General features: G+C 37.6%; 7 protein-coding genes and 2 tRNA genes. 2 read left to right on the forward strand and 7 right to left on the reverse strand.

Annotation, left to right across the window (positions count from 1 at the left end; all coding sequences use genetic code 11):
- Positions 1-52: 52 nt before the first annotated feature.
- The 4 genes from ilvE to ilvL form a co-directional block, all read right to left on the reverse strand.
- Positions 53-979, reverse strand: a complete 927-nt coding sequence (gene ilvE / locus DK865_RS16465) for a branched-chain-amino-acid transaminase (RefSeq protein ID WP_023583659.1) — start codon at positions 977-979, stop codon at positions 53-55.
- Between the two features lie 10 nt (positions 980-989).
- A complete protein-coding gene (ilvM, locus tag DK865_RS16470; RefSeq protein ID WP_023583660.1) occupies positions 990-1,265 on the reverse strand; it encodes an acetolactate synthase 2 small subunit in 276 nt (91 codons plus the stop codon).
- On the reverse strand, positions 1,262-2,911 hold the full coding sequence (ilvG, locus tag DK865_RS16475; protein ID WP_109392366.1) for an acetolactate synthase 2 catalytic subunit: 1,650 nt from the start codon (positions 2,909-2,911) through the stop codon (positions 1,262-1,264). Before ilvG ends, ilvM begins: the two co-directional genes overlap by 4 nt.
- Before the next feature lie 130 nt (positions 2,912-3,041).
- Positions 3,042-3,143, reverse strand: coding sequence for an ilv operon leader peptide (gene ilvL / locus DK865_RS16480; protein ID WP_071788577.1), 102 nt, complete (start codon positions 3,141-3,143; stop codon positions 3,042-3,044).
- A gap of 450 nt (positions 3,144-3,593) precedes the next feature.
- Between ilvL and DK865_RS16485 the strand changes: the two genes are divergently transcribed.
- Positions 3,594-5,126 (forward strand): YifB family Mg chelatase-like AAA ATPase, encoded by a 1,533-nt coding sequence (locus DK865_RS16485; RefSeq protein ID WP_023583663.1) that lies wholly within the window; start codon positions 3,594-3,596, stop codon positions 5,124-5,126.
- Between the two features lie 46 nt (positions 5,127-5,172).
- On the opposite strand, the gene DK865_RS16490 is transcribed toward DK865_RS16485, so the two are convergent.
- The gene (locus DK865_RS16490; RefSeq protein WP_023583664.1) at positions 5,173-5,511 is read right to left on the reverse strand and encodes a DUF413 domain-containing protein; all 339 of its coding nucleotides are present in this window, start codon (positions 5,509-5,511) and stop codon (positions 5,173-5,175) included.
- A 115-nt stretch (positions 5,512-5,626) separates the two neighbouring features.
- Between DK865_RS16490 and hdfR the strand changes: the two genes are divergently transcribed.
- Complete coding sequence (gene hdfR / locus DK865_RS16495; protein WP_109392367.1) at positions 5,627-6,448, forward strand: HTH-type transcriptional regulator HdfR; 822 nt, start codon at positions 5,627-5,629, stop codon at positions 6,446-6,448.
- Between the two features lie 265 nt (positions 6,449-6,713).
- Here hdfR and DK865_RS16500 read toward each other — a convergent pair.
- Both DK865_RS16500 and DK865_RS16505 read right to left on the reverse strand, forming a co-directional pair.
- Positions 6,714-6,789, reverse strand: a tRNA-Trp gene (locus DK865_RS16500).
- A 7-nt stretch (positions 6,790-6,796) separates the two neighbouring features.
- Positions 6,797-6,873: transfer RNA gene (locus DK865_RS16505), tRNA-Asp, on the reverse strand.
- Positions 6,874-6,875: the final 2 nt, after the last annotated feature.

Below are 6,875 nucleotides of genomic sequence, written 5' to 3' on the forward strand. Positions count from 1 at the left end.
AGAAAGCGAGTAGGGAACGAGCTACCCGCTAAACAAATTTATTTGATTATGTTTATGAGTTGATTGGATCTAACCAGCCATATTTATCTTCTGTCTCACCAGTGAACAGACCGAAGAAGGCTTTTTGAATTGCTTTAGTCACAGGACCGCAACGTCCGATACCTACTTGAATACCATCAACACTACGTACTGGTGTTATCTCTGCGGCTGTACCTGACATAAAGACTTCATCGGCAAGATAAAGTGATTCACGAGAAAGTACTTGCTCACGCACTTCATAACCGAGATCTTTTGCTAATTTGATGATGGCATCACGCGTGATCCCCGGCAGTGCTGATGATGTAAATGGAGGCGTAAAAATAACACCATCTTTTACTTCAAATAAGTTTTCACCTGCACCTTCGGATAAGTAGCCATGAACATCTAATGCAATCCCTTCTTGATAACCATGACGGCGAGCTTCGCTTCCAACTAAAAGTGAAGATAAATAGTTACCGCCGGCTTTTGCTGCTGTTGGGATCGTATTTGGTGCCGCGCGATGCCAAGAAGAAACCATGGCATCAATCCCTTTATCTAAAGCTTCTTCACCGAGATAGGCTCCCCATGGGAATGCAGCAATAATCACATCTGTTTTATAACCTGCCGGTGGATTAACTCCCATACCGACATCACCAATAAAAACTAATGGACGAATATAAGCACTGACTAATTTGTTTTTACGTAAGGTTTCACGACATGCTTCCATTAACTCATCAACACTTTGCTCAACAGGCATACGGTAGATTTTGGCTGAATCATGTAAACGTTGCATATGCTCACGATGGCGAAATACCACAGGACCTTTATGAGAATTGTAACAACGCACACCTTCAAAGACGGAAGTACCATAATGCAATGCGTGAGACATCACATGAACCTTTGCCTCAGCCCATGGAACCATTTCACCGTTAAACCAAATATAATCAGCTTGCTTTGTCATTCTTTTATCCTTACATGGCACTTAGTGCATTCATGAATCGTAATTTTTCTTTCTGTTGATGTGATACTTGAATACCTGCAACATCAGCTAATTTTGTTAACTGGCTGCACAGAAGTTCTAATGGTCGCTGACTACTTACTGTCAGACTTAAATTAATATTGTTGCTCTCTGTGATATTCATATTCATTGAGCATATATGAAAACCACGATGACGAATAACTCTCAGGATACGTTCTAAGATCTCTGGACAAAAACGGGCTTCAATTGTGATATTGTGTTGGTTCATTTTGATTTCTCCATCATCTCATCATTGCTTGCGCCCGGCGGGACTAAAGGCCAGACATTTTCTGCGTCATCGATAGATACCTGTAATAAGTAAGGGCCATCGCTCTCTAATAAACATTTTATTGCATCAGCAACTTGTGCTTTTTCTGTGATACGTTGCCCAGGGATATCAAAAGCTTTGGCTAAGGCAACAAAGTCAGGGTTATCTGTTAAAATTGTTTCGCTATAACGCTGTTCAAAAAACAGCTCTTGCCATTGACGAACCATACCAAGACGTTGGTTATCTAATAACACCAATTTGATAGGTAACTGCTTACGTTTAATTGTGCCCAATTCCTGCACATTCATCATAAAAGAGCCATCACCAGATACGCAGATAACACAAGCGTCAGGTCTAGCAATTTGAGCGCCTACTGCCGCAGGGATACCAAATCCCATGGTGCCTAAACCACTTGAAGTAATGAAATTTTCAGGTGCATCAAATGTCATATGTTGTGCTGACCACATTTGATGTTGACCTACATCGGTTGTCACAATCGTATTTTCAGGCTTCGCATCTGATAATTGTTTTAATAATAATGGGGCATAAATTGCAGAGCCGGGATGATCATAACGCCACGCGTATTCTGTTTTTAACTCTTGTACTTCTTGTTGCCAAGCAGCGATAGATAATGGCTGAGACAAAGTTGGTAACAACACTTTTGCATCACCTAATAACGCAACATGAGCCTGTTTCAATTTATTTAATTCTGCATAGTCGATATCAATATGGATAACTTTGGCATTAGGTGCGAAAGTATTTAATCGCCCTGTTACACGATCATCAAAACGTGCACCAACAGCGATTAATAAATCACTACGTTGAACGGCATAATTTGCCGCTTTAGTGCCATGCATACCTAACATGCCTAAATAGTTAGCATCTAATGCATCAGCGCAACCTAACCCTTTTAAGGTGGAAACAACGGGCATTTCTGTTTGCTTCACAAATTCTCTTAACGTTTCCACTGCATTACTCATGGCAACACCACCACCCACATACAAAATTGGTTTTTGTGCCTTTGATAACATCTGCTTGGCTTGAGTCAGCTCTTGTGTTGGGTAAGGAAATTCTTGCTCTTCGGGTAATTCATAATTTAATAAATGGGAAGCATCAGCCAATTGAACATCTTTAGGAATATCGATTAAAACAGGTCCTGGGCGACCTTGAGATGCAATAGAAAATGCCTCTGATAACACTCTTGGTAATTCATTAACGGTCGAAACTAAAAAACTGTGTTTCGTACACGCTAATGAAAGACCTAAAACGTCAATTTCTTGGAATGCATCAGTACCCATTAAATTGGAAGCAACTTGCCCAGTGATAGCAACAACAGGCACAGAATCTAACAATGCATCAGCAAGTCCAGTGATAACATTAGTAGCGCCTGGGCCTGATGTCGCGATACAAACACCTGTCGTACCAGTAGAGCGAGCAAAACCAATCGCAGCAATCGCAGCACCTTGTTCATGGCGACATAAAACATGTTCAACACCGCCATCATAAAGGGCATCGTAAACAGGCATAATCGCACCGCCAGGATAACCAAAGACTGTTTCGACTTGATGTTTTCGTAATGCCTGTACTAACCACTGTGCTCCATTCATTCTTTCACCCTGCCATCTTAACTTCTTGTTTAATTTGAATTTATTTTCTATTTAATCTTTTCTTCAAACTCAGGCTCAAAAAAAACCCCCGCGCCTTTCGGTGCGGGGGTTTTTAAGAGATCCGGCTAGTTTAGTTAGCCTTTCTTCGTCCTAGTGCAGCCCCGCACGGTGGGTTAATAATCACCACCACGCTGACAATAATTAGGCTAATCACTAGGACGATCGTATTCATAGTTTTATAATTTCTTTTCTTATTTAAAATGTATGTTTGTAATGTTGTGTTGTGTTTTCTTTCACTCTGTCCTTTTAGAGTTATCATGATATTTTAGAATTGACAATGTTTATTTTTAATAAAAAACTAACATACTGAATTTTATATATTTTTTATACCACAAACCCATATTAGAGCATTCATCTAAAAAATATTTATTTTTTAGTTATTAATGCTAACAAAGAACACATTATTTCATTTTTTCTACTATTGCATTTTATTATTTCAAGTTAAAAACCAATAATATTTTTCATTATATTTATATTAATTTATTAAATTATTTATTTAAATAATTAATTATTATATTTCAATAAGTTATGTTTATTTCGAGATAACTCGCATTTATTTCATATTTCATTTAACACAACAGAAAAAATAATTTAAAAAGAAAAAAATAATGGAGAATAAAAAATGGCATTAGCAATAATATATACACGTGCCTCTTTAGGAATATCAGCTCCGCTTATTACTATAGAGGCTCATATTAGTCAGGGATTACCCGGATTAACATTAGTTGGATTACCTGAAACTGTCGTAAAAGAAGCAAAAGACAGAGTAAGAAGTGCATTAATTAATAGCGGATATACTTATCCTGCAAAAAGAATAACGATTAATCTTTCACCTGCCGATTTACCGAAAGAAGGTGCACGTTATGATTTACCTATTGCGCTGGCAATCCTCATTGCATCAGAACAATTAATATCAAACAAATTAGAATGTTATGAGTTTATTGGAGAGCTTGCACTTTCTGGAAAATTACAACGAGTTAATGCTGTTATTCCATCAATTCTTAGTGCTTCAAAAGATCATCGAATATGCATTGTATCTACAGAACATCAAACTGAAGTTTCATTATTACCCAATAAATCGGCTCTATTAGCCTCACATCTTTTAGAGATTTGTCATCATCTAGAAAATAATACGCCATTAATTGAAATAGAAGATTTTATTATTAATGATGAAATTGAAAATCAAGATAATAAAGATATGAGCGATATAATTGGTCAAAATAATGCAAAAAGGGCAGCAGAAATCACAGCAGCAGGAAATCACAACATTTTATTTCTTGGACCACCAGGAACAGGAAAAACAATGTTAGCGCAAAGGATAAGTACACTTCTTCCACCTTTAACTGCTAAAGAAGCTCTTGATGTATTAATCATTAGCAGTTTAAGAGGAATAACATTTAATGAAAGAAAATGGCCTACAAGACCATTTAGAGCCCCACATCATACGTCCTCCGCAGTTGCTTTAACAGGAGGAGGCTCTCTTCCTAAACCTGGAGAAATTACACTAGCACATCACGGTATTTTATTTTTAGATGAACTCCCCGAATTCGAACGTCGTGTACTCGATGCATTACGTGAACCTTTAGATGCTAGAGAAATTACTATTTCACGCGCAAAAGCGAAAATAAGCTACCCTGCCAATGTATTATTGGTCGGGGCATTAAATCCAAGCCCAACAGGACATTATCAAGGTAATCACAATCGAGTACCCATAAAGCAAATCCTGCGCTATTTAAGCAAGGTTTCTGGACCTTTTTTAGATAGGTTTGATTTATCTGTCGAAATGCCTCTTCTTCCACAAGGTGCGCTTATTCATCCTACATTTACCACAGAAAATAGTACGGTAATTAGGGAGCGCGTTCTAAAGGCAAGAGAAAGACAATTTGCACGATGTGGAAAAGTGAATACTTATTTAACTGGAAAAGAAATTGAATGTCATTGCTCATTGAATACCAGTGATGCAACTTTTCTTGAAGATACACTAAATAAATTAGGATTATCAATACGAGCTTGGCATAAAATTTTAAAGGTATCGAGAACTATCGCAGATCTTGCAAATGAAGAGAAAATACAGAGAAATCATTTAATTGAAGCATTGAGCTTTCGTGCAATGGATAGATTAATGATCTATTTACAAAAGCAATTAGATGGGTAAATAAAAAGGAGCGAAAAAACGCTCCTTTTAACTAAAACTAATGATATTAATCATCAGAGTCGGTATAGTCATCAGATGGATCGAGCTGTGGCTTTCCACCCGATAATGTATGAAAACGTTTTGGACGACTTATACGACTCGTATATTTCTTCCAAATTTTTTCTTCGATCGTTGCTGCTTCTCGTTCGCCACGACACATGGCAACAAATAATTTTTCCGCTTCAGTTGTAGGCTCTCGTTTGCCCAAATCAAGCTCATTAAAGGCTTGACCATGACGTTCCAATATCTGGGATTCCTTGATAGTGAAATCGCCATGACGAGAAAAACCACGCGGATAATGTTTATTGTCAAAAAAACGATTAGTCGTGATAAAACTTTCTGCCATCTGACACACTCCTAATTCTCTATCGTCATACTTATGGCGCGGAGTATTAGATAGTCATGCGGTTCTGTAAAACAAAATATTTAAATCGTAACGACAAATTTTTTTGGAGATAGATGTGGATACCGAATTACTGAAAACCTTTTTGGAAGTCAGTAAGACTAGACACTTTGGACGAGCCGCTGAATCTCTTTATTTAACGCAGTCTGCGGTTAGTTTTAGAATACGGCAATTGGAAACACAATTAGGCACAAATCTATTTACTCGTCATCGTAATAATATTCGTCTAACTGTCGCGGGTGAAAGACTGATCCCCTATGCTGAATCGTTAATGAATACATGGCTTCTCGCTAAAAAAGAGATTAGTCATGCTTCTCAACATTCAGAGCTATCAATTGGCGCCACAGCATCACTCTGGGAAGCCTATCTAACATCTTGGTTACAGGAATCTTATCTAGAAAGAAAAGAGCTTAGAATCGAATCTAGAGTCTCTACAAGGCAATCTCTTGTAAAACAACTTCATGCAAGAGAGCTTGATCTTCTTTTTACGACTGAAGCACCAAAGATGGATGAATTGGAAAGTAAAATTATTGGTGATATTACTTTTCAGTTGATGAAAATAGCATCAAATAAAACAGAAGAAATAGCACAATTTATTAAGATTGAATGGAGTGCTGATTTTCAGCCTTTTCTTCCTAATGGTGCAGTACAAAAAATTGATCCTATTTTAACCACTAACTCTGCAATGATTGCTTATCAATTAATGAAAACAACGCAAGCAGTTGCATTTCTTCCCACACACTGGCGAGATCTCTATTCAGATCTAGCGCCCGCCTCAGCAGAAATTATTCAAAAACCTTTATTTGCGGTTTGGCTAAATACTAGTGATCAACAAGTATTGATACAACAGCTATTAAAACAACCGATAAATCATCAATAAAGCTTAAATCTACCCAATAGTCATTCATAGTCTTAAAACGGATCACCTTTGGATTTAATCTTTATCTCTAAAATTTTTATTACATCTGTTTTAACGACATACAACAGGGAATATTACTGATAGGTATTGGTAAAAGAAGAGCATTAGTAGGTTAGTTGATAGGAATTTAGTTCGGTAAATATTAAGAATATACAAATAACAAAAAGCCCAGTTAATTAACTGGGCTACAAAGAAGTATAAATTTTGTTATTACTTAATTGGTAACTGGCAGGGGCGGAGAGGCTCGAACTCCCAACACCCGGTTTTGGAGACCGGTGCTCTACCAATTGAACTACGCCCCTAAATAGTTGGCGGAACGGACGGGACTCGAACCCGCGACCCCCTGCGTGACAGGCAGGTATTCTAACCAACTGAACTACCGCTCCGC

This window comes from Proteus cibi (assembly GCF_003144405.1).
Taxonomy (GTDB): Bacteria; Pseudomonadota; Gammaproteobacteria; order Enterobacterales; family Enterobacteriaceae; genus Proteus; species Proteus cibi.

Coding starts and splice junctions, on each gene's coding strand:
- ilvE (WP_023583659.1), bottom strand. CDS start 979: ATGACAAAGCAAGCTGATTATATTTGGTTTAACGGTGAAATGGTTCCA.
- ilvL (WP_071788577.1), bottom strand. CDS start 3,143: ATGAATACGATCGTCCTAGTGATTAGCCTAATTATTGTCAGCGTGGTG.
- DK865_RS16490 (WP_023583664.1), bottom strand. CDS start 5,511: ATGGCAGAAAGTTTTATCACGACTAATCGTTTTTTTGACAATAAACAT.
- ilvG (WP_109392366.1), bottom strand. CDS start 2,911: ATGAATGGAGCACAGTGGTTAGTACAGGCATTACGAAAACATCAAGTC.
- ilvM (WP_023583660.1), bottom strand. CDS start 1,265: ATGAACCAACACAATATCACAATTGAAGCCCGTTTTTGTCCAGAGATC.
- DK865_RS16485 (WP_023583663.1), top strand. CDS start 3,594: ATGGCATTAGCAATAATATATACACGTGCCTCTTTAGGAATATCAGCT.